This window comes from Kutzneria buriramensis, assembly GCF_003387475.1.
In the GTDB taxonomy this organism is placed as follows: domain Bacteria; phylum Actinomycetota; class Actinomycetes; order Mycobacteriales; family Pseudonocardiaceae; genus Kutzneria; species Kutzneria buriramensis.
The window spans coordinates 444,009-464,746 of the sequence record NZ_QUNO01000005.1; the positions used below are offsets into that span (position 1 = coordinate 444,009).

Consider the following 20,738-nt stretch of genomic DNA (forward strand, 5'->3'; position numbering starts at 1 on the left):
CGGTGTGCCCGAAACCGCATTTCGGTGTGTCCCAGAGCGCGACTCGCGGGGGTTACAGGAGGGAGAGGAGTTCGGTGGCGGCTCGGGCGCCGGATTCGGCGCCGCCGTTCATGTATCCCTGGGAGTCCAGCGACGTGTGCTCGCCGGCGATGTGGACGTTGCCCTGGCGCTGGCCCTCGTAGCCGGCGAAGCGGTGGCAGTAGTCGACGGGGTAGCAGCTGTACGCGCCGTACGTGTACGGGTTGCGGTGCCACGCGGCCAGGGTCGCCCTGCCGGTGTAGACATCGCCGATCCCCGGCACCACCACGGAGAACTGCGCCAACTTGTCCCGCACGGCGGAGCGAACGTAGGAAGATCCCGCGTCGGAGAACGCAACCGTGGGCTGGAAGGCCAGGGCGCCGCTGCCGCCACCGTACTGGATGGCGATGCCGGCGCGCCCGGGCTGGCCGGCGGTGGCGTCCCACACCTGCTGATACCCGGTGTCGGAGAAGCTGATCCCGTTGGCGACGCCGGGCCACGGGCCGCGCCCGACCCACGGCCGGGAGCCGAAGCGCATGTGCAGCTTGGTGCAGAAACCCATCTCCAGCAACGAGATCGCGCCGCGCATCCGGGGATCGAAGCCGGCCCGGGTGAGGTCGAGGCGCTTGAGCACCCCCAGCGGCACGGCGAGAATCGTGTGGTCGGCCCGGACGGCGCCGGTGTCGAAGCGCAGGGTCTGGGTGCCGTCTCCGTTGCGTGCCAAGGCTTCGAGCCGGTGCCCGTGTTGCACGGTGCCGGCGGGTAACGCGCGGGCGATGGCCTCGGGCAGGGTCTGGTTGCCACCGGTGATGTGGAACCGCTCGTCGGACGCGCCCCAGATCGACGGCTCGTTCAGGTCCTCCTGGTCGATCATCAGGTACGTCAGGTTGACCGCGGTCTGCTGCCCACTGTCCCGGCCGTACTCGACCACGTACGCGTCGTCGATGAACCGCCCGAGCCAGGTCGAGTAGCCGCCGGGCACCCGCGTGGCGATCCACTCCTGCACGCTCATCCGGCTCAGCGCCACGCCGCCGGGCGTGGACGAGTCCCAGGTCGGGGTGTCCTCGCCGGCCTTGTCGATGTCGGCCTTCAACGCCTTGTAGACAGGCTGGAACTCGGCGACGAACTCGGCGTGTGGACGATAGCGGCCCTCGTAGTACAGGACATCGTTGCTGCCGGCGGGTTCGGCGGCGTGCACGTCGGTGAGGCCGATGCCGAAGCGCTTGCACAGGTCCCGGATCACGGTGTGGTCGGTGTCGATCAGCTCGCCGCCGTACTCGGTGACCTGGCCGCCGCCCCAGTAGTCGCGCTCGGAGTACATCCGCCCGCCGACGCGGTCGTTGGCCTCGTAGACGGTGCAGCGCACGCCGGCGTCGGCCAGCGTCAGCGCCGCGTTGAGTCCGGCGATGCCGGCGCCGATGACAGCGATCCGCGCATTCGTGGCCCGAGACGCAGCGGCGGCCGCCTTCGGTGCACGCAGCACGCTCGCCGCGCCGAGCACGACCGCCGACGCGCCGAAGACCTTGAGCACGTCCCGGCGGCTCATCGTGCCGGCTGCCCGCGCCACCCGCGCCTCGCGGAACTCGGCCACCGGCATGCCCAGCCGCTCGGCGGCGGCATGGTCGGCGGCGACTCGACGCAGGAACCGGAACATCTCCGTACGCGGCATGCCAGGGAGCCAACACCAACCGAATCAGTACTGTCAACGGCCAATCGCAACGAAATCAGTCGTTCACAATCGCCAGGAATGCGCGAGTCGCAGGAGACAGCGCCACCCCGGCCGGCGTCGCCGCGTACACGCCGCGCACCGGCACCTCGTCCGGGTGCAGCGGCACGAGGCTGATGTCCGGCCGCACCGACTCGGCCGCGATGGACGGGATCAGCGTGATGCCCACGCCGGCCACCACGAAGCCCTGCTTGGCCAGCCAGTCCCGGGCCACGAAGCCGATCCGCGGCCGGAAACCGTGCGCCAGACACGAACTCATCAGGGTGTCCTCGGGCCGGTCGCTGCCGGCGATCCACTCCTCGTCGGCCAGATCGACGAGCCGCAGCCGACGCCGCCGGGCCAGCCGGTGCCCGGCGGGCAGCGCCACCAGCATCGTGTCGTCACAGATCTTCCGCAGGTCCAGGCCCTCGAACGGGCTCTCGCCGGAGATCACCGCGACGTCGAGGGCACCCTCCCGCAGCTGCCGGGCCAGGCCCGGGGTGTAGCCCTCGGTCAGCGTCACCGTGACCGCCGGATGGGCGGCGCGGAACGCCGCGATCGCTTTCGGCACCAGGGAAGCGTCGGCCGTGGCGAACGCGCCCACCCGCAGCCGCCCGGTCGCCAGCTCGCGCAGGTCGGCGAGTTCGCGGCGGGCCGCCTCCAGCCGGTCCAGCACCGCCTCGGCGTGCGCGAGCAGTCGCCGCCCCGGCTCGGTCGGCCGCACGCCGCGCGGCAGCCGGTCGAACAACGGGGTGCCGGCCTCGTCCTCCAGCGCGGAGATCTGCCGGGAGATCGCCGACTGGGTGTAGCCGAGCCGGCTGCCGGCCGCGGTGAACGATCCGAGCCGCGCCACCTCGACGAACACCCGCAGCAGGCCGCTCGACAACTCATGCGCGTCAGGCATGGCAGCCATGCTAGACATTCGCTGGTGGCATCGCACGGACGCTCGTAGCGTCGAGGACATGTCGAAGATCGCTTTTCTGGGGCTGGGCGCCATGGGGCTGCCGATGGCCCGCCGCCTGCTCGCCGCCGGCCACGAGCTGACGGTGTGGAACCGCACCGCCGCCAAGGCGGACTTACTTGCACAGGACGGTGCCAAGACCGCCTTCACACCGGCCGAGGCCGTCGAGGACGCCGAGTTCGTGGTGACGATGCTGGCCGACCCCAAGGCCGTGCACGAGGTCGTGGACGCCCTGTCGCCGGCGCTCAACCCCGGCGCGTACCTGATCGAGATGTCCAGCATCGGCCCCGAAGCCTTCGCCGAGGTCGCGGCCAAGCTGCCGGCGGGCGTCACCGCGATCGACTCACCGGTGCTGGGCAGCGTCGACCGCGCCGCGACGGGCCAGCTGACCCTGTTCGTCGGCGGCGATCCGACGCCCGTGCAGGCGATTCTCGACCAGTTCGGCACCACCGTCCGCTGCGGCGGCCCGGGCTCCGGATCGGCGGCGAAGATCGTCATCATCACGTCCGTGATCGTCGGCGTCACGGCGGTGGCCGAGGCGGTGCGGCTGGCCGACCGCTACGGCCTGCCCGAGAGTCTGATCCGAACCGTGCTGTCCAACAGCCCGCTGGCCGGCGTCGCCGGTCGGGCCTTCGCCGAGGGCGTGCACTTCCCGATCCGCTTGGCCGCCAAGGATGTCTCGCTCGCGCTCACGTCCGCGGACCTGCCGCTGGCGCGGACCGTGCACGAGCAGCTGACCCGACTCGCCGGCCAGGAGGAGGATCTCGGCAAGGTCGTGGACCAGCTGCGCTGAAACCGACGGCTGCTCGCCTGAACCTGATCGGCCGCCGTCGCGTTGAGACGAACGGGCGCGGCGGGAACCACCGCGCGCCACGGTGTAGCGTGCCCCGCAGGCGGCGAGAAGTGCGAGGGTGACGTGACGGAACTGGCGTCGCGCGACTACGAACGCATACTCGACCTGGCCGTTGCGGTGATGGACAGCCGCAACGTGGACAGGACGTGGTCGCTCGTCGCCGACGAATTGATCCGATCATTGCACGGCACCACGTGTGTGCTGTCGCGCAGTCACCGGTTCGTCGAGCGGGTCATCGTGCTGGACGAGGTCGAGGTGTGGACGCCGTGGTACCGCGGCGTCCTGCCGGCCGGCGCCGAGGAGCAGGCCCGGATGCCGCTGCACCCGCTGGTGCGGCACTACGCCGAGACCGGCGACAACGAGCCGCGCACGGTCAGCGACCTGCTCGACGATCGGACCTGGCGCTCCACGGAGACGTTCGGCGCACTGCGCGAAACCTCCGGTGCCACAAGGCACATCGCCCTGCCGCTGCACGACATGTCCGGCCACAACCGGGGTTTCGTGCTGGGCCGGGCCGGCATGGACTTCACCGACCGGGAACGGGCGTTCGTGCGGCGGCTGCAACCGTTGCTGCGTCGGGTGGACGGGCACGTGCGGCAGCTGAAACGCTGGCAGGACAAGGCGATCGACGGCTTCGACCGGGCGGCGGAGCTGAAGCTGACCAACCGGGAGATCACCGTGCTGTCGCTGCTGGCCGCCGGGCTGACCGCCGGCGGCATCGCCAACCGGCTCGGCGCGTCGCCCCGGACCGTGCACAAGCACCTGGAGAACATCTACCGCAAGCTCGGCACGTCCGACCGGCTCACCACCGTGCTGCGGGCGCAGCGGTTCGGTCTGCTGCCCAAGTCATAGCAGGGAAATCCCGCTCTCGCCGGCGATCCGCCGCAGCGCCGTGACGCTGTCGCGGGTGGCCTGCACCGTGCCGCCGACCGGATCCGCGTGGTGCGTCTCGATCGACAGGTACTCCTCGTAACCGGCCGCCGCGAGGCTGCGCAGCTGGCCGTCCCAGCCGACGATGCCCTCGCCGGGCCGCACCCAGCCCTCGCCGCGGGCGTAGTCCTTGACGTGCACGTGGCGCACCGCGTCCGCGATCTTGCCGCCGTCCACCCGATCCGGCTCCGAGTCCCGGAACCGGGCCTCGTTGGCCGGGTCCCACACCACGCCTACCAGGCCCGGTGCCATCGTGCCGAGCAGCTCGTCCGCCTCCGCGACCGTTGCGACCATGCAGTTCTCGTCGATCTCGAGCAGCAGCCGGAACCCGGCCGCGCGGACCTGGTTCGCCGCCGCCGACAGCACGTCGGCCAGCCACGGCAGATACCAGTCGCGGTCGTCCACGCGCAGGCCCGAGAACACCCGGACCGCCTTGGCCCCCACCATGTCCGCGATCTCCATGCCGCGGTCCAGGTGCTCCCACACCGCCTTGGTCGCCTTGAGGAACGGCGTGTCCACCACCGGGCAGTCGAAGCCGCCGGCCCGCAGCGCCGCCCGGATCTCCCGCAGCCGCTGCGGCTCGTGGTGCACGACGTTGCGGCCGCCCACGCTGCGCAGCTCCACCGCCGTCAGACCGAGGCCCTCGCACTCGCGCAGCGCCGTGTCGAGATCGGGCGCGATCTCGTCGGTGATGACGGACAGCCGCATACTGGTTCCACTCCACGAATCAGGCAGGGTTTCCAGGTGGACTACCAGCTACCACCGGTCGGCGCAACGGCTACCACCCGTCACAGTCCCGGATGACCGCAAGGACGCGACGGACGGTCGAAAATCCGAGCCGATGGTTCACAAACCGGCGAGCTCCCGGCTGACGGCGCTGAAGCGGCGCACGGTTCGATATCCGAGCCGATGGTTCACGTCGATCATGTGGGTGTTGGCGGCCCCGGTGCCGGTCCACACCTGCTTCAGGCCACCCGTGTCGGCCCTGACCCAGCGCAGCATGGCCCCCTTCAACGCCATGCCCAGCCCGTGTCCACGGTGTGCGGCAAGCACCGCCGTCTCGGCTTGCACCAGCCGCTCGGGGTTGAGCGGCCGAAGCTGCACGGTGGTCAGCCCGGCCACCTCACCGGACCCGGTGACCGCAACGATGGTCCACCTCGTGATGCCGTTGTCGCGGTATACGGCTTCCTCTCGGCGCACCCGCTCGACCGACCACGCCGACTCGGTCAGGCCGGACTCACCGAGCGGGGCGTCGGCCATCGCGTTGAGGGCCTTCGCGTAGGACTCCACGAGGTCGTCGGGCGCCGCGTCGACCCAGCGCACCAGCCGATATCCGGCGGGAACGGCAGCGTCCCAGCGGCTCGGGTCGCTCTCCGCGAATTCCAGGATCTGGAGCACGGAGGCGTTCACGACCCGGAAACCCAGGGCCCTCGTCCACCCGGCACCGGTGCCGCCCTCGGTGACATCCCACCCCTCGATGTGCGTGCGACCACGCTCACGCAGGGTCAGGGCCACGACGCGAAGGATCTCCGTCGCGATGCCCTGACGCCGCTGGTCGGGGTGCACGATGATGCGCGCGATGGCGATCCTGTCATTGTCGTCAGCCGGCAGGTTGATGCTCGCCGACCCCACCAGCCGTCCGTCCAGGCGCGCCAACCACAGCAGACGCTCGCCGAGGTGCAGCTGCGACGTGAGCAGCCCGGCGGCGCTGGCCGCCCTGGTCGGGACCGGCAGCTCCGGGTAGTCCACGCGACAGACCGCGCTCCACAGCTCGTGGTACTCGTCGATCTCCGAGTCGGTCGCCCGCCGTCCGTCCAACGGCCGCACGTCAACCATCTGGCGCTCCCCCAGCGTCACAAACCGGCCAGCGCCCGGTTGACCACACAGTAGCGGCGCATGGTGGCGAAGCCGAGGCGGTGGTTGACATCGGCCATGTACTGGTTGGCCGCCGCCGTGGACGTCCACACCCGGCGCAGCTCCGGTCGGTCGGCGGTGATCCACCTCAGCATCGAGGCCTTCATCGCCTGGCCGAGGCCGTGGCCGCGATGGGCCGCCGACACGGCGGTGTCGCGCTGCGAGGCCAGTTCGGGGCGTAGCGGGTGCAGGTCGAGCTCGGTGACGCCGACGACCTCGTCACCGGCGACGGCGACGACCACCCGCCGCTCGATCCCGTTCTCCCGATACCCGGCCTCCATCCGCCGCACGCGGTCGACCGTCCAGTCCGGCACGCGGAACGCGGACTCCCCGGGCGGCGCGTCGGCCATGGCGTGGCGCGCTCGCGCGTACGACTCGACCAGGTCGTCGGGGGCGCGGCCGCTCCACCGGACGAGCCGGTAGCCGTCGGCCGGCGGCACGGCCCAGATGTCGGGGTCGACCTCGGCGATCTCCAGCGCCTGGAAGATCGACGTCTGCACGGTCCGGAAGCCGCGGGAGGCGGCGAACCGGAACCCGGGCGAGTTGGTCTCCACCTGCACGATCTCGACGATCTTGCGGCCGCGGTCGCGGAGCTCGGCCGCCCCGACCCGCAGCAGTTCGGTGCCGATGCCCCGCCGGCGCAGCTCGGGATGCACGACGAGCCGCACCATGCCGAGGTGCTCGTTGCCGTCCACCGGCAACTGGGCGACGAAGTGCCCGGCCAGCCGGCCGTCCAGGCGCGCGGTCCAGAACAGGCGTTCGCCCAGGTCGACGTCGGGATCCCGGAGCCTCGCAAGCGTCGTCTCCCTCGTCGGCGGCGGCGCGCCGGGGTAGTCCGCCAGGCTCGCGGCCCGTTGCAGCTCGTGGTGCTCGTCCACCTCGCCGTCGACCGCCCGCCGGGCGTCGATCAGCCGCACTTCCAGCACCGGTCCACTATGGCCGCCGCGAACGACTGCCGTCAGGCGAATTCCCCCGACGGCGTAGGGGTCAGCGACGCCAGGGAACGTGATCGGGCTTGGCCCCGAACACCCGTTCCGCCGCACGGCGGACCGGCTCGGGGCCGAGCCGGGAACACAGTGCGAGATAAGCCGCCACCAGACCGGTGTCCCAGATTCCGTCCTGCCGCATCCGCTCGAAGATCGCCTCCGGATCGAGGTCGACAGGTTCGAGCTTGGCCTCCCAGCGGTCCTTCGCGTGCAGCCGCTGCGCCTCGATCACCTCGGCGGCGCTGAGGCGCACGTTGACACGGCCGTAAAAGTTCCACTGGTAGTACTTCATGTCCACCGCGAAGCCGAGCAGGCGGACATCCGCGGGCTCAACCTGGACCCCGAGCTCCTCCTCGCACCCCCGAACGGCCGTCCTGTACGCGCTGAGGCTGCCGTCCGGGTTCCGGTCCATTTTCGAGTGCATGCCTTCGACCACGCTGACGTCGCGTTCCCCTCCACGTGCCCTCGCGGTCGGACGACGCCGCCCGAGCAGGACCTTGTCGTCATCGGTGAATGCCAGCAGAGCGATACCGAGACCATTCGCGAGGAAGGGAACGGGACGTACCACCGCATCGTCGGAAGTCAGATAGTCTCGGCGCAACGTCGTCCGCACCGTCGCGCCGGACCCGTCGACTCGCTCGAACTCCTCATCAAGTCTGAGGACCGTGGCACAGAAAGTGGCGTAGTCGACCGGCGCTGTCTCCAGTTGCATGCGGGATTTCTCGTGCCGGCTCGTTCTGGAAATGCGGTAACCGCGCAGCGCGACCAGCCTTTTGCTGTTCCACGTCGGCACAACGCCGACGCTGTTGCCACGGTCGACGTCCATCTCCCTGAGCACCCGTTCCCGAACGGCCGCCACTTCCGGAGGCAGGGGCACGGGGTCCCGCTGAATGTCGATATCGACGTGCTCCGGCTCCAGGACCAGTGATCCGTCGCCCTCGACCAGGTGAACCGTCGTCGGCCGGCCGGCAATGTGGATCATGCCGTCGCCCTGGTGCTGCATCCGGGTGATCGCGTTCGCCACATGCAATCTCTTCCTTCGCTCGACCCGCGCCTTCCAGCGGTCCTGGAAAAGGACCGCACAGATCACCCCGAATGGACCGCCGAGCAGTACGCCGAGGACAAGCCAGACGATACCCATCAGGACATCCACCGACGACCACCTTCTCGCCGAACCTTCGGACAACCGTGCCGCAGTGCGAGTTCGACCAGCAATCGCAGTCCCGGCGCGTTCCGTTATCCGAATTCCCCCGGCTCGATGATCCACGTGTCGAGGCGAATGGCCCGGCCCTTGGACGTCACCTCGATGGGCGCGGCGTCGCTGAGCCGGGCCCCCAGCGCCCGCGCGACCTGCTGGCTGCCGAGGTTGTCGGGCTCGATCTCCAGCAGCACGTGCGGCAGGCCGACGGTGCGCAGCGCGAACTCGGTGATCACCTGGCCGGCGCGGACGGCGAGGCCCTGGCGGCGGTGCGCCTTGCCGACCACGTACCCGGCCATGCACAGCGCCGGCCGCAGGAACACCATGCCCAGCGGCAGGTCCTCGCCGGGACGGGTGATGGCCAGGTGCAGGCGGTTCTCCTCGGCCCGGCTCCGGCGCATGGCGGCCAGGTAGTCCCGCGCGGCGGCCAGGTCGAACGGCGAGGCGATGGGTGTGCGCAGCGCCACGTCCGGGTCGTCGAAGACGTCGATCATCGCGGGCAGGTCGGCGTCGGTGAAATCCCGCAGCAGCAGGCCGTTCCCGGTGAGGACGAGCGGCGAGGCGAACGGGTTCATGCCGCAACAATGCCAGACATACCGGTTCGACATCGCCGGAAGGATGCTGCACGATCCGGACCCATGAGGCACATCGTGGACACCGACGTCCGGATCACCGCCAGGGACGGCGTCGCGCTGGCCACGAACATCTGGCGGCCGGCGGACGAGCGGCCGGCGCCGGTGCTGTTGCTGCGCACCCCGTACGGCAAGGACGACATCGCCAGCTACGGCGGCAACCGCCCGAACCTGTTCGCCCTGCTGGAGGCCGGCTACGCCGTGGTGATCCAGTGCTGCCGCGGCACGGCCCGCTCCGAGGGCGTGCACGTGCCGCACGAGACGGAGGCCGCGGACAGCGCGGACACCATCGCCTGGCTGCGGGAACAGCCCTGGTGCGATGGGAACATCGGCGGTTTCGGGGCGTCCTACCAGGGCGCGGTGCAGTGGCAGTCGGCGGAGTTGTTGCAGGCCATCGCCCCCACGTTCGCGACGGCCGACTTCTACCTGGCCCCCTGGTACTCCCCCGGCGGCGCGATGTCGCTGCACACCGTGCTGACGTGGATCACCGCGAACGCCGCCGGCGAGGCCCTCAAGGCCGGCGCGGCCGAGGACCTGACGGAGATCATGCGGCAGCAGTTCGACGTGCTGCCGACCCGCGACCATCCGGTGCTGGCCAAGCACTTCCCTTGGCTGGACACGGTTTTCGACCACCCCGAGCACGACGGCTACTGGCAGCGGCTGGCCCCGGCGGCCAAGGCGCCCGCGCTGAGCGTCGGCGGCTGGTACGACATCTTCGTGGACGAGACGGTCCGTGCGCACAACGAGCGTCTGATCATCGGGCCATGGACCCACCTGAGCACCGACTACCGCAGCGCCAACCTCACCGACGCGCACCTGCGGTTCTTCGACCAGTGGCTGCGCGGCAGGCCGGACGGCTCCGCGCCGGTGCGGATCTTCGTGATGGGCGTCGACCAGTGGCGCGACGAGCCGGCGTGGCCGCTGCCGGACACCCGCCGGATGGACTACTTCCTCGGCGAGGGAACGCTTTCCGTGGTACCGCCGGCGGCCGGCTCGCTGACGTACCGCTACGACCCGGCGAATCCGGTGCCCACGATCGGCGGCAACACGCTGGCCGCCGACGCCGGCCCGCGCGACCAGCGGCCGGTGGAGACACGGGACGACGTGCTGTGCTTCACGGGGCCGGAGCTGGCCGATCCGCTGGAGGTCACCGGGCACGTGTCGCTGACGCTGCACGTGTCCAGTTCCGCGGTGGACACCGACTTCATGGGCAAGCTGGTGGACGTGCACCCCGACGGCACGGCCATCAACCTGTGCGAGGGCATGCTGCGCGCCCGCTACCGGAACTCGCTGTCCGCACCGGAACTCCTCGAGCCGCATCGGGTGTACGAGCTGCGGCTGGACCTTTCCGTGACGTCCAACGTGTTCCTGCCGGGTCACCGGATCCGGCTGGAGGTGGCGAGCAGCAATTTCCCGCGCTACGACCGGAATCCCAACACCGGCGGCGTGGTCGCGGACGCGCGGGAGGTCGTCGTCGCGGAGAACACCGTGCACCTCGGGCGCAGCCGGCTGACGCTGCCGGTGATCGACCGCGTCAGCGCCACGTGACCAGGTCGTCCAGCGGCATCCGCCGCTGGTCCAGGCGCGGCACCGGGGCCTTGGGGTCGGCGTCGGAGTAGCCGAGCGTCAGGATGCCGGCCAGGCCGACGTCCTTGGGCAGCCCGACGAGTTCGGCCAGTCCTTCGGCGTGCGGACCGAAGAACCCGGTGGCCAGGCCCTCGTTGGCGGCGGCCAGTTGCAGCATGACCAGCAGGCTGCCGCTGTCGAACCACCAGTACGGCACCGGCCACTCGGCCTCGTTGCCGTTCTCGTCGACCTTGTCCGGCTGGCGGTAGCGCTCGTGGTAGGACTCCTCGCGAACGCCGACGACGATCAGCACCGGGGCGACCGAGATCCAAGGCTCCATGCCGGATTCGAGGTACCACGGCTCGGCCAGGTCGGCGACCTCCCGCCGCAGCTCGGGATCGGTGATCACGATCAGCCGGTGGCCCTGGCTGAAGCCGGCGCTGGGCGCGCGGTGCACGACCTTCACGACCCGCCGCAGCACGTCCTCGGGCACCGGGTCGGGGCGGTAGGTGCGCACCATCCGGCGGGCACGGAGCACATCGGCGAACTCCACGGGCGGTCCTCCTCGTAACGGTCCGACGTCCCAGCATGCCCGAGGCCGTCAAGGCTCACCCTTGCGCCGTGAGCAGGACGGAATGCTTGCCCACCCGGAAATCGCGGCGCCGGGCGACCTCGTCGTGCAGCGCCGCCAGCTCCTCGTCGGTGGCGTCCCGGTCCAGGCAGCTGGCCAGGTAGGCGACCACCGGCTCGACGCCGGGCGCCCTGATCTCGTCCTCGTACCGGATCACCTCGACCCCGTCGAAATGCCTGCCCAACAAGGCAACCGCGTTCTCCGCGTTGAACGAGAGATTCGCGGCTTCGGGGAACGCCATCGGCAGTCCGACAGTCCTGGCGACGTCCCACAGCTCGGCCATGTGACCGGCGCCGTTGGTGGTCGCGACGAACCAACCGCGTGGCCGCAGCACGCGTCGCAGCTCGGCGAGGGCGTCGGCGGGCTCGTCCACGTGGTACAGCATGTGGCAGGCGACGGCCCCGTCGAAAACGCCGGCGGTGAACGGCAAAGCGTCGGCGCTGCACCGAATGGGCCCGAACCCCTTGTCCCGCAACGTGGTGCACATCGCCGGCGAGAAATCCGTCGGCACCACACCGTCGACCGGTTGCGGCCACAGCGCGCCGGTGCCGGCACCTACCTCCAGCACGCGCTGGCCTGCGCGAAGGGGCAGATGGTCACGGACCCAGTCGTGCCAGGGCCGGGGATTCGTGCTGTGGCGGTGCAATGCGATGCGGGCGGCGAGCCTGTCGATGGTCCGGTACTGGCTCAGCGCATGCACGTTCACACCCGTACGATCTCACGAATCGGTCGGCGGAATCTGCTGCGCGGCCCATTCGGACCAGTCCCGGCTCAGCTCGGCCAGGCGGGTGGCGAACTCCAGCACCATGCGGCCGTAGATGCGCAGATCGCCCATGTCCTCGCGGTCCCAGTCGACGTGCTCGCCGAACGCCGTCATCGCGGCGAGGTCCTCGGCGGACCGCCGCTGGATCAGGTGCAGGTAGTCCCGGGCCTGGTCACGGGTGAGCGCGCCGAGCATGAACACGCGGAGCAGGCTCTCGCTGCGCGTCGGCGCCTCGTTGCCGGCGTCCAGCATCCACCGGCGCAGCTCGGCCAGGCCCGCCTCGGTCGGCGCGTACTCCTTGCGGCCGCGCGGGCCCTCCGCCGTGACCACGAGCAGGCCGGCGTCGGCGAGTTTGGCCAGCTCGGTGTAGACCTGGCTCTTGGTCGCCGGCCAGACCTTGGCCAGCGAGCTGTTGAACACGTGCATGAGGTCGTAGCCGCTGGCCGGACTCTCGCGCAGTAGGCCGATCAGTGCATGCCGCAGGCTCATACGCAGCACCCTACCTTCCACCACTGACAGGTTGCCTCAGAACCGTCCAACCCCCGCGAGTCGCGCTTACAGACACACCGAATGTCGGTTTCAGGCAGAAACGAGACTCGGAGCTCAGATCTGCCCGAAACGTACATTCGGTGTGTCCGAGAGCGCGACTCGCGGGGGATGTGACGGTGAGCGGGATTCGGTGTGCGCCTACGCGGGACTCGCGGGGGATGTCACGGAGTCACGGGTGATCAACTGCACGGGGAGAACCACCCGTTTGGCGGGGGCTCCGGGGTTGGCGATGCGTTCCAGGAGCAGGCGGGCCGCCTCGTAGCCGATGTCGTAGTGCGGAATGCGGACGGTGGTCAGCGCCGGCCGCTGCTTGTCCAGGAACGGCATGTCGTTGAACCCGGTCACCGACACGTCCTCCGGACACCGCAGCCCGCGCTCCTCCAACGCCCGGTAGCACCCCAGCGCGATCATGTCATTGCCGGCGACGATCGCCGTGACGGCCGCACTCCCGGCCAGCAGCTCCTGGGCCGCCTCGTACCCCGCCTGCTCGGTGAAGGCGGCCGAGACCACCACCCCCACGGGGGAAAGCCCGTGCGCGGCCAGGCCGTCGAGGAACGCCCGGTGTCGCTCCACGCCGGTCGACGTGTCCTGCGGCCCGGCCAGGTGGGCGATGCGCCGATGTCCCCGCTCCACCAACAGGTTGACGACCGCCCGCACGCCGGCGCCGCTGTCCGGCACGACGGAGGCGATGTCGCCGGCCTCGGTCCGGCGGTTGACCAGCACCACCGACACGTCCGGCCCGAGCGGCGGCAGGGTGTCCCGCCGGCTCGTCGCGAGGATGAACCCGGCCAGCTGCTGCCCGCGCATGGTGGTCAGCAGGTCCCGCTCGCGCTCGGCGTCGCCGTCGGTGTTGCCCAGCAGCGCCAGGTAGCCCGCCTCCCGCAGCGCGTCCTCGACCCCGCGCACGATCGGCGGGAACACCGGGTTGCGCAGGTCCGGGATCACCACGCCGACCACCGACGACGTCCGCGTGCGCAGGCTGCGCGCAGCCGAGTTCGGGGAGTAGCCCAGCGTCCGCGCCGCCTCCACGATCCGGGCGGCGGTGCGCGGGCTCACCTTGTCCCGGGTCTGCGGGTTCAGCGCACGGCTCGCGGTCGCCGCGTGCACGCGGGCCAGTTCGGCGACGTCCTTGATGGTCGCGGGCTTGTCCATCGGGCCAGCATAGGGACTGGCGATCACCAAGCGTTGCCGACGAACGGCTACCGCGCCGGGAACTTCGCCGCCGACGCGGGACCGGCGGTCGGATGATCACTCGTCGGGCGTGAGGCCGTCGTCCACGTCGGCATGCTCGGACGCCAGCTCCAGCCCGGCCCGACGGCCCTGTTCCAGCACCAGCGCGGCGAAGTCCTCGTCGGTGTGACCGGCGCCGACCGCCGACGCGACCAGCTGCGCGGCCGCCGAGGCCAGCGGCATCGGGGCCTCCAGGGCGCGGGCCGCCGCCAGCCCCAGGTCGAAGTCCTTGCGCAGCAAGGGCATCGTGAAGGTGGGGGTGAAGTCGAGGTTGACCAGGGCGGGAGACTTGTACCGGGTGAACACCGAACCCAGCACCGAGTCGTTGAGGAATTCGAGAAACGCCGCGCGGCTGACGCCGCCCTTCTCGGCGAGCACGGTGATCTCAGAGAGGGACTGGATGACCACCCCGAGGAACACGTTGTGAGCGATCTTCACGAGCCGGGCCACCTCGTCCTCGCCGACGTAGGTGACGCCCCGGCCGAGCGTGCGCAGCACCGGCTCGACCTCGTCGAACACGGGCCGCGGTCCCGACACGGCGAGCGTCAGCTTGCCGGCGGCGACGACCTTCGGGTTGCCGCTGACCGGCGCGGCCAGCAGCTCGGACCCGCGCTTGTGGGCGGCCACCCGGACCGCGGCCGAGGCCTCCTGCGACACCGTGGAGGAGTCGATCACCACCCGGGGCGCGGCGTCCGGGTCGGTGAGCAGGCCGCCCTCGCCGGTCGTCACCTCCTCCAGGTCGGCGGACGCGGCGACCATCGTGAACACGATGTCGCGGCCGGCCAGGTCCACCGGCCGGTCGGCGACGGTAGCGCCGTGCGCGGTCAGCGCCTCGGCCTTGGCGCGCGTGCGGTTGTACACCGCGACGTCGTAGCCGGCGGCGCGCAGCCGCGCGACGAGTGCGGCCCCCATCCGCCCCGCGCCGATCCAGCCGATCGTGGGTGAAGACATGACACTCCTCGACGTCCCCGCTGCAATCGTTCGCAGTCACGATGCCCAGAGTGTCGACGCTGGTCAACCCCATTGGGCCGGTCGTGTGATGCGAACGATTGCGAGGCCACGGCCGCCACCTTGTCGTTCGGGGTCGGACGACCGGCATAGTACCGCCACAGACTGTTGCCATATGCAACACTTGGAGATTCGTCGGAAATGACGGGAGAACCGATGCGGGTGCTCGTGTGCGGCGCCGGCGTGGCCGGGCTGACCACCGCGTGGTGGCTGGACCGGCACGGCTGGGACGTGCTGCTGACGGAGCGGGACGAGCGCCCCCGCGACGCCGGGCACCTGCTGGACGTCGGCGGCGCCGGCTACGACGTGCTGGACCGGATGGGCCTGCTGCCGGCGCTGGACCGGTTCCGCCGGCGCATCCCGGCCGTGGTGTACGTCGACGAGGAGGGCGCCAAACTCGCCTCCGTCAGCTACCTGGCCACGGCCACCCTGCTCCGCGGCCGACTGCTCACGATCATGCGCGGCGACCTGGAGGACGTGCTGGCCGACGCGCTGCCGTCCCGCGTGCGGAGGCTGCACGGCGTCGAGGTGACCGCCGTCGAGGACGGCGACGGGCCCGTCCGGGTGACGCTGTCCGACGGCAGCGTGCACGTCGTCGACCTGCTGATCGGCGCGGACGGCCTGCACTCGAGCGTGCGGCGGATCGTGTTCGGGCCGGACCGGCTGTACGTGCGCGCGCTGGGGCAGTACAGCGGCACGTTCGTGTTCGACGACGCCGAGATCGCGGCGTGTGTGGGACCGGATCTGAAGGTGCTCAGCCTGCCCGACAGGCAGGCGGGCTTCTGCCGCACCGCCGACGGCCGGGTCGCTGCGTTCGTCGTGCACCCCGGCGAACGCTCCCCCGCCGACCCGACGGCCGAGGTCCGCGAGCAGTGCGCCGGCATGGGCTGGATCGTCGACCGCGCGCTGGCGCTGTGTCCACCCCGGATCCAGCACGCCCCGGTCGCGCAGGTGGAGCTCGCCAGCTGGCACGTGGGCCGTACCGTGCTGGTCGGCGACGCCGCCGCCGCGGTGTCCGAACTCGCCGGTCACGGGGCGACGCTCGCCGTGTTCGGGGCCTTCCGGCTCACCGACTCGTTGCAGCGGTCCCTGGACCTGCGCGCCGGCATGACCGCGTACCAGCAGGGACTGATGCCGGCCGTGCAGCTCGTGCAGCGCACCGGTCGGCGGGCAGCCGGCTGGGTCGCGCCGACCACGCGCTGGCAGATCACCATCCGTGACGCGGTGCCGGCACTGGCCGGGCGGGCCTGAGGCACACTGGTCCCATGCCGCGCAGCCAGGGCGAACTCGCCGAGCACACGGACGTCGACGCCGTCACCGATGCGGTGCTGACGGCGTCGAGGCTGCTGGTCGCCGTGTCCGCGCGGTCCATCGCCGCCGTCGACGAGGCGATCACCCTGGCCCAGTTCCGGATGCTGGTGATTCTCCAGTCGGTGGGGTCGGTCAAGCACGCCGCCCTGGCCGACCAGCTGGGGGTCAACCCGTCGACGGCCAGCCGGATGGTGGACCGCCTGGTCGCCGCCGGCATGGTGGAGCGGCAGACCAACCCCGTGTCGCGGCGGGAGATCGTCATCGAGCTGACCGCCGAGGCGCACCGGGTGGTGCGCCAGGTGACCGCCCGCCGGCGCAAGGAGATCGCGCGCATCGTCGCCAAGATGCCGCCCGAGACCCGCGCCGGCCTGGTCGACGCCCTCCTCGCCTTCGCCGAAGCCGGCGGCGAGACCCAGGTGACCACCCCCGACGCCGCCTGGTCCTGACCCACCGAAGGCCACGCACCCCCGCGAGTCGCGCTCTGAGACACACCGAATGTCGGTTTGGTGGAGAACTGAGCTCCGAGGCTCGTTTGTGCCTGAAAACGACATTCGGTGTGTCTGTAAGCGCGACTCGCGGGGGTTTGTTTGTCCGGGGGGTCAGCGGTATTCGGGGTTGGGGAAGTCGAAGCGGGCGCCGGCGTCCCAGGCGGAGCGCTGGTTGCCGTGGGCGGGGATGCCGCCGGCGTCCTTGAGCAGCCGGGCCAGGTGCATGAGGTTCCAGGTCATGAAGGTGGTGTTGCGGTTGGTGAAGTCGTTCTCGGGGCCGCCGGAACCGGGGTCCAGATAGGACGGCCCCGGCCCGGCCTCGCCGATCCAGCCGGCGTCGGCCTGCGGCGGCACGGTGTAGCCGAGGTGTTGCAGGCTGTACAGCACGTTCATCGCGCAGTGCTTGATCCCGTCCTCGTTGCCGGTGATCAGGCAGCCGCCGACCCGCCCGTAGTAGGCGTACTGGCCGGCGTCGTTGAGCAGGTGCGAGCAGGCGTACAGCCGCTCGATCACCTTCTTCATCTCGGAGCTGTTGTCCCCCAACCAGATCGGACCGCACAGCACCAGGATGTCCGCGGCGAGCACCTTCTCGTAGATCGCGGGCCAGGCGTCGGTGGCCCAGCCGTGCTCGGTCATGTCGGGCCACACCCCCACCGCGATGTCGTGGTCGATGGCCCGCAGCACCTCGACCGTAACGCCGTTGCGGGCCATGATGCCGCTGCTGATGTCGATCAGCCCGTTGGTGTTGCTGACCTCCGGGGACCGCTTGAGCGTGCAGTTGACGAACAGCGCGCGCAGGTCGTCGAACGCCATGATCGGGAGCTCCTTCCGTCCACCGACAGTCCAGCACGGGAACCGGCCGGAATGGACGTTCGGTAATAACCTCCTAAGGTCCCCCTGAACAAGGTCAAGGCGCGGCCAGCGCCTGGGTTGGCGTGAGGCGTGCGGCCCGAACCGAGGGATAGATGCCCGCGAGCACGCCGATCAGCACCGCGCCGGCGAGTCCCCCGCCCAGGGTGGCGACGGGAATGATCACCGGCCAGCCCTGGTATCCCGTGTACGCCACCGTCGCCACCACCCCGATCACGGTCCCGGCCAGCCCGCCCAGCCCCGACAGGACGGCGGCCTCGGTGAGGAACTGCCCACGGATCTGGCCCCGGGTGGCGCCGAGTGCCCGCCGCAGGCCGATTTCCCGTCGGCGCTCGAGCACCGAGATCACCATCGTGTTCGCCACGCCGACGCCGCCGACCAGCAGCGCGACGCCGGCAAGCCCGAGGAACAGCGCGGAGAACGTGGTCTTGGTGTCCTGTTTGGCGGCCAACGCGTCCGACGGCCGCGACACCTGCACCAGGCCGGGAAGTTGCGGATAGAGCGTGGGCCCGAGGACCGCCCGCACGTCCTGAAGGGCGTCCTCGTCGGCCTTCACGTACACGACCGTCGGATGCCCGTCGAAGCCCAGAACCTGTTTCGCCGCACCCCATCCGACCAGCACCGACCGCTCGAGATCCGGGTCGAGCGGCATCGGGTTCAGGATGCCGATCACGGTGAACCACTGCTTGCCGATGTACACCTGCGGCGGCTGCCCCGGCACCAGCGACGTGAAGCCGAGCCGTGCCGACGCGACGGAACCGAGCACCACCGTCGGGAAGTTCGAGGTGGCGTCGTCGAGAAACTTGCCCGCGTGCAGTGATCCGTTGACGGCGGTCAGCAGGTTGGTGCTGCTGGCCAGCACGGTCAGCCCGGAGTCGGTGTTGGGATCGACCTTGTCGTTGCGCTGCACGGAACTGTGCGCGTTGGCGACCTGCGCGGCGGCGGCCACCGGCCCGATCCGTTTGACCATGCCCATCGCGTTCTCGGGCAGCAGCACGGGATCGCCGCCCTGTGCCGGGTGCGGCTCGGCCCGCAACAGGTTGGTGCCCAACGCCGTGAGCTGGTCGAGCAGCGCCTGCTGACTGGACGCCGGGATGCTGGTGACGATCACCATGGTGGCGATGCCGATGGAGATTCCCAGCGCGGACAACACGGTCCGCATCTTGCGGGTGCCGACACCGAGCAGCCCGAGGCGCAGCACATCGCCGAAGGAGAGGCGAACGGGATGGGTGTTGAGGGTGGTGGTCACACCGGACTCCCGGCGCACTTGCCGGTCGAGCGCGGCTGGCCGTTGAGAGAGGTCACACCAAACTCCCCGAGCGTGTGTCCGCGACCAGCTTCCCGTCGCGCATCTCGATCCGGCGTGGCAGGCCGGCCGCGATGTCCCGGTCATGCGTGATCACGGCGATGGTCGTGCCGTCGTTGTTCAACCGCCGCAACAACTCCAGCACGGCCTGGCCGTTCACGGTGTCCAGCGCGCCGGTCGGCTCGTCGGCCAACACGAGCGCGGGATCGTTCACCACTGCACGGGCGATGGCCACCCGCTGCCGTTCGCCGCCGGAAAGCTGTTGCGGCAGATGGTCGACGCGATGCGACAGCCCGACACGATCAAGCGCCTCCAATGCCAGCGGACGCCGCCTGCGGCGAGGCACGCCGGCATACAACAGCCCGGTGGCGACGTTCTGCGCGGCGGTCAAACCGTCGGTGAGATGGAACTGTTGGAACACAAAACCGAGCCACCGCCCGCGCAGGGCCGACAGCCGCCGGTCGGACAGCGTCGCGACGTCCAGGCCGCCGAGGCGAACCGAACCCTGCGAGGGCAGGTCCAGGGTGCCGATGATGTTCAGCATGGTCGACTTGCCCGAGCCGGAGGGTCCCACGATGGCGACGAGTTCGCCGGATTCGATCTCCAGTGACACCGAGTCGAGCGCCGTCACGCCCGGATAGCGCTTGCTGACGCCGGTCAGCTCCAGCACCGGCGTCACGACGTGGTCACCACTTTCAGCCCCTCGGCGATGCCGGCGCCGCTGACCTCCACCATGCCGTTGGCGAACATCCCGGTCTGCACGGCCTTGTACTGGCCGTCCGGCGTCTGGACGGCGTAGCCGCCTTCGCGGAGAGCCACCAGCGCGCCGACGGGGACCGCCAACACTCCCTTGTGGACCGAGGTGGTGACCTGAACCTGAACGGATGCGGCATCGAGATCGGCTAGAGTGGACGCGTCGTCCGGTGTAACGGTGACGTTGAGCTTGGGCGGCCCGGACGACGTCTGATCCTTGCCGCCACCGTCCACAGTGGTGCTGATGGCGGTCACCTTGGCGGACACAGTCTTGTTGTCCGGACGGAGAATCGTCACCGCGGCACCGGTCTTGATCTGCCCGACCTCGGTGGCGTCGACCGGCATGGTGACGACCTTCTGCGTCGAGGTGAGGGGGATCAGGTCACCGGCGACCGGGTCGCCGAGCTGCGCGGTCACGGAGTTGACGCGCATCGGCCCGGCCAGCACCACCACCTGGCCGACGTCGATGGTGCCGGTGTCGTCGAGGCCGACGCTCTTCTCCCACTTCTTCAACGCGGCGGCGATCGCCGGCGTGAAGGCCGTCTGCTGCGGGTCCTTCGGCAGCGCGCCGACGCTGTAGCCCAGGGCTTTGAGGTTCGAAGCCACCACAGCGACGTCCGCGCCCTTCAAGGTCGGGCCGTCCAGCTTACGGAAGAGCGGTGTGTCCCCGAAGAACACCGGCACGGGCTTGTCGTTGACCCAGTACAAGGCCTTGCCCTGCGCGGCGACGTCGCCGACCGCGGGCAGCTTGGTCACCACGCCCGATCCGGTGCCCTTCAACGTCTGCGGCGCGCCATAACCGAGCGTGCCGCCGAACGACTGGGCGTTCGACAGGTCGGTCCGCCGCACGGCGACGGTCTGCGCGGCCGGCGGTGGCGTCGCGGCGCCGGCCTGTTCGCCGTGCCGGGAGTCGATCAGGGCCACACCGAGCGCCGTGCCGACCACGACGACCAGGACGGCGATCCCGATCACCGTCCGCCGGCGGGCTGCCACTCTGGTCATGGCGACACCATCGCCGAGGGATATGAGGAACTTGTCAGGATCCGGTGGCGTGCGCGTGGCGGAC

General features: G+C 70.5%; 21 protein-coding genes. 5 read left to right on the forward strand and 16 right to left on the reverse strand.

Translation table 11 applies throughout. The features are described from left to right. Positions 1-52: 52 nt before the first annotated feature. Both BCF44_RS17260 and BCF44_RS17265 read right to left on the reverse strand, forming a co-directional pair. Entirely contained in the window at positions 53-1,687 is a 1,635-nt protein-coding gene (locus tag BCF44_RS17260; RefSeq protein WP_116175295.1) for a flavin monoamine oxidase family protein, read from the reverse strand. Positions 1,688-1,742: 55 nt separating this feature from the next. Further along, positions 1,743-2,627, reverse strand: a complete 885-nt coding sequence (locus BCF44_RS17265; protein ID WP_211353052.1) for a LysR family transcriptional regulator — start codon at positions 2,625-2,627, stop codon at positions 1,743-1,745. A gap of 7 nt (positions 2,628-2,634) precedes the next feature. On the opposite strand from BCF44_RS17265, the gene BCF44_RS17270 reads away from it, so the two are divergent. Both BCF44_RS17270 and BCF44_RS17275 read left to right on the forward strand, forming a co-directional pair. Continuing rightward, a complete protein-coding gene (locus BCF44_RS17270) occupies positions 2,635-3,477 on the forward strand; it encodes an NAD(P)-dependent oxidoreductase (RefSeq protein WP_342775607.1) in 843 nt (280 codons plus the stop codon). 123 nt (positions 3,478-3,600) lie between these two features. Further along, positions 3,601-4,389 carry a helix-turn-helix transcriptional regulator gene (locus BCF44_RS17275; RefSeq protein WP_116175297.1) on the forward strand — a complete coding sequence of 263 codons (789 nt, stop codon included), beginning with the start codon at positions 3,601-3,603 and terminating at the stop codon, positions 4,387-4,389. Here BCF44_RS17275 and BCF44_RS17280 read toward each other — a convergent pair. The 5 genes from BCF44_RS17280 to BCF44_RS17300 form a co-directional block, all read right to left on the reverse strand. Further along, the gene (locus BCF44_RS17280; protein ID WP_116175298.1) at positions 4,384-5,175 is read right to left on the reverse strand and encodes a sugar phosphate isomerase/epimerase family protein; all 792 of its coding nucleotides are present in this window, start codon (positions 5,173-5,175) and stop codon (positions 4,384-4,386) included. The genes BCF44_RS17275 and BCF44_RS17280 overlap by 6 nt on opposite strands. Before the next feature lie 138 nt (positions 5,176-5,313). Beyond that, positions 5,314-6,303: a GNAT family N-acetyltransferase gene (locus BCF44_RS17285; protein WP_147328516.1), complete on the reverse strand. Its 990-nt coding sequence runs from the start codon at positions 6,301-6,303 to the stop codon at positions 5,314-5,316. A gap of 17 nt (positions 6,304-6,320) precedes the next feature. Then, complete coding sequence (locus BCF44_RS17290) at positions 6,321-7,307, reverse strand: GNAT family N-acetyltransferase (RefSeq protein WP_147328517.1); 987 nt, start codon at positions 7,305-7,307, stop codon at positions 6,321-6,323. A 61-nt stretch (positions 7,308-7,368) separates the two neighbouring features. Then, entirely contained in the window at positions 7,369-8,520 is a 1,152-nt protein-coding gene (locus BCF44_RS17295) for an NUDIX hydrolase (protein ID WP_116175301.1), read from the reverse strand. Positions 8,521-8,603: 83 nt separating this feature from the next. After that, positions 8,604-9,140, reverse strand: coding sequence for a GNAT family N-acetyltransferase (locus BCF44_RS17300; RefSeq protein WP_116175302.1), 537 nt, complete (start codon positions 9,138-9,140; stop codon positions 8,604-8,606). 63 nt (positions 9,141-9,203) lie between these two features. On the opposite strand from BCF44_RS17300, the gene BCF44_RS17305 reads away from it, so the two are divergent. Beyond that, a complete protein-coding gene (locus BCF44_RS17305) occupies positions 9,204-10,745 on the forward strand; it encodes a CocE/NonD family hydrolase (RefSeq protein WP_116175303.1) in 1,542 nt (513 codons plus the stop codon). On the opposite strand, the gene BCF44_RS17310 is transcribed toward BCF44_RS17305, so the two are convergent. The 5 genes from BCF44_RS17310 to BCF44_RS17330 all read right to left on the reverse strand — a co-directional run bounded on the left by BCF44_RS17310 (position 10,732) and on the right by BCF44_RS17330 (position 14,887). After that, a complete protein-coding gene (locus BCF44_RS17310) occupies positions 10,732-11,316 on the reverse strand; it encodes a nitroreductase family protein (protein ID WP_116175304.1) in 585 nt (194 codons plus the stop codon). The two genes, BCF44_RS17305 and BCF44_RS17310, sit on opposite strands and share 14 nt — an antisense overlap. A 55-nt stretch (positions 11,317-11,371) precedes the next feature. Next, the gene (locus tag BCF44_RS17315) at positions 11,372-12,100 is read right to left on the reverse strand and encodes a class I SAM-dependent methyltransferase (RefSeq protein WP_116175305.1); all 729 of its coding nucleotides are present in this window, start codon (positions 12,098-12,100) and stop codon (positions 11,372-11,374) included. Positions 12,101-12,112: 12 nt separating this feature from the next. After that, the gene (locus BCF44_RS17320) at positions 12,113-12,646 is read right to left on the reverse strand and encodes a PadR family transcriptional regulator (protein ID WP_116175306.1); all 534 of its coding nucleotides are present in this window, start codon (positions 12,644-12,646) and stop codon (positions 12,113-12,115) included. Positions 12,647-12,844: 198 nt separating this feature from the next. Continuing rightward, positions 12,845-13,858, reverse strand: a complete 1,014-nt coding sequence (locus tag BCF44_RS17325) for a LacI family DNA-binding transcriptional regulator (RefSeq protein ID WP_116175307.1) — start codon at positions 13,856-13,858, stop codon at positions 12,845-12,847. Positions 13,859-13,954: 96 nt separating this feature from the next. Continuing rightward, positions 13,955-14,887: an NAD(P)-dependent oxidoreductase gene (locus BCF44_RS17330; RefSeq protein ID WP_116175308.1), complete on the reverse strand. Its 933-nt coding sequence runs from the start codon at positions 14,885-14,887 to the stop codon at positions 13,955-13,957. 213 nt (positions 14,888-15,100) lie between these two features. Here BCF44_RS17330 and BCF44_RS17335 point away from each other — a divergent pair, with 213 nt between their 5' ends. Together BCF44_RS17335 and BCF44_RS17340 are read left to right on the forward strand one after the other, a co-directional pair. Continuing rightward, a complete protein-coding gene (locus BCF44_RS17335; protein ID WP_170217581.1) occupies positions 15,101-16,195 on the forward strand; it encodes an FAD-dependent oxidoreductase in 1,095 nt (364 codons plus the stop codon). Positions 16,196-16,209: 14 nt separating this feature from the next. Beyond that, entirely contained in the window at positions 16,210-16,701 is a 492-nt protein-coding gene (locus tag BCF44_RS17340; protein WP_116175310.1) for a MarR family winged helix-turn-helix transcriptional regulator, read from the forward strand. A gap of 153 nt (positions 16,702-16,854) precedes the next feature. Here the strand turns inward: BCF44_RS17340 and BCF44_RS17345 are convergent, their stop codons facing one another. From BCF44_RS17345 to BCF44_RS17360, 4 genes are all read right to left on the reverse strand, one after another. Continuing rightward, positions 16,855-17,559: a flavodoxin family protein gene (locus BCF44_RS17345; RefSeq protein WP_116175311.1), complete on the reverse strand. Its 705-nt coding sequence runs from the start codon at positions 17,557-17,559 to the stop codon at positions 16,855-16,857. Between the two features lie 91 nt (positions 17,560-17,650). Then, a complete protein-coding gene (locus BCF44_RS17350) occupies positions 17,651-18,862 on the reverse strand; it encodes an ABC transporter permease (RefSeq protein WP_246015177.1) in 1,212 nt (403 codons plus the stop codon). 52 nt (positions 18,863-18,914) lie between these two features. Beyond that, a complete protein-coding gene (locus BCF44_RS17355; protein WP_116175313.1) occupies positions 18,915-19,598 on the reverse strand; it encodes an ABC transporter ATP-binding protein in 684 nt (227 codons plus the stop codon). Continuing rightward, positions 19,595-20,674, reverse strand: coding sequence for an efflux RND transporter periplasmic adaptor subunit (locus BCF44_RS17360; RefSeq protein WP_211353053.1), 1,080 nt, complete (start codon positions 20,672-20,674; stop codon positions 19,595-19,597). Before BCF44_RS17360 ends, BCF44_RS17355 begins: the two co-directional genes overlap by 4 nt. Between the last annotated feature and the right edge of the window lie 64 nt (positions 20,675-20,738).